A 1,139-nucleotide genomic window follows, 5' to 3' on the forward strand; every position below is an offset into this window, starting at 1 on the left:
CCTAGTGTTCTGCGCCTGAAGTTCGATGAATATTTGTAGGCTGTCCGCGTGGCGCGTAGGGGACGGCCGGTGGCCGAGGTGACATTGACCGACGACGAGCGTGAGACGTTGGTGCGTTGGTCGCGGCGGGCGACGTCCGCGCAGGCTCTGGCCCAGCGGTGCCGGATCGTGCTGGGCTGTGCGGAGGGGAAGTCGAACCAGCAGGTGGCCGCCGAACTCGGCATCTGGCCGCAGACGGTGGGCAAGTGGCGTCGCCGCTTCCTGGAGTCCCGCCTGGACGGGCTGGGCGACGAGCCGCGCCCCGGCGCGCCCCGGAAGATCTCCGACGAGCAGGTGGAGGCGGTCGTCGTCGCCACCTTGGAACGCATCCCGAAGGACGCCACGCACTGGTCGCGCGCGTCGATGGCGGCCGAGAGCGGGCTGTCCAAGTCCACCGTGGGACGGATCTGGCGCACCTTCGGCCTCAAGCCCCACCAGGTGGACACCTTCAAGCTGTCCAATGACCCCCAGTTCATCGACAAGGTCCGCGACATCGTGGGCCTCTATCTCGACCCGCCGGAGAAGGCCCTGGTCCTGTGCGTCGACGAGAAGTCTCAAATCCAGGCGCTGGACCGCTCGGCGCCGGTGCTGCCGATGATGCCGGGCATGCCCGAGCGCCGCACCCACGACTACGTCCGCCACGGCATCACCACCCTGTTCGCCGCCCTGGACGTGGCCACTGGTGAGGTGATCGGCTCCATCCACCGCCGCCACCGGGCTGCGGAGTTCAAGAAGTTCCTGGCCAAGTTGGACAAGGAGGTCCCCGCCGACCTCGACGTCCACCTGATCTGCGATAACTACAGCACACACAAGGCGCCGACAGTCCGAAAGTGGCTGGAGGCCCATCCCCGCTTCCATATGCACTTCACGCCCACTTACTCATCCTGGCTCAATCAGGTCGAGCGGTGGTTCGGCCTCCTGACCGACAAGAAGATACGACGCGGAGTCCACAAGAACCTCCAGGCCCTGGAACGCGACATCCGCTCCTGGATCGCGAAGTGGAACAAGGACCCGAAGCCCTTCGTCTGGACGAAGGACGCCGACGAGATCCTGCAACGCCTCGCCACATATCTTGATCGAATTCCCGGCGCAGGACACTA

Annotated in this window: 1 protein-coding gene; it reads left to right on the forward strand. The window is 65.7% G+C overall.

All coding sequences use genetic code 11. The features are described from left to right. Positions 1 to 48: 48 nt before the first annotated feature. Positions 49 to 1,139: IS630 family transposase (locus ACWEK3_RS42445; protein WP_450547829.1), on the forward strand; the 1,091-nt coding region annotated here is incomplete at its 3' end.

Source organism: Streptomyces sp. NPDC004721 (assembly GCF_053601495.1).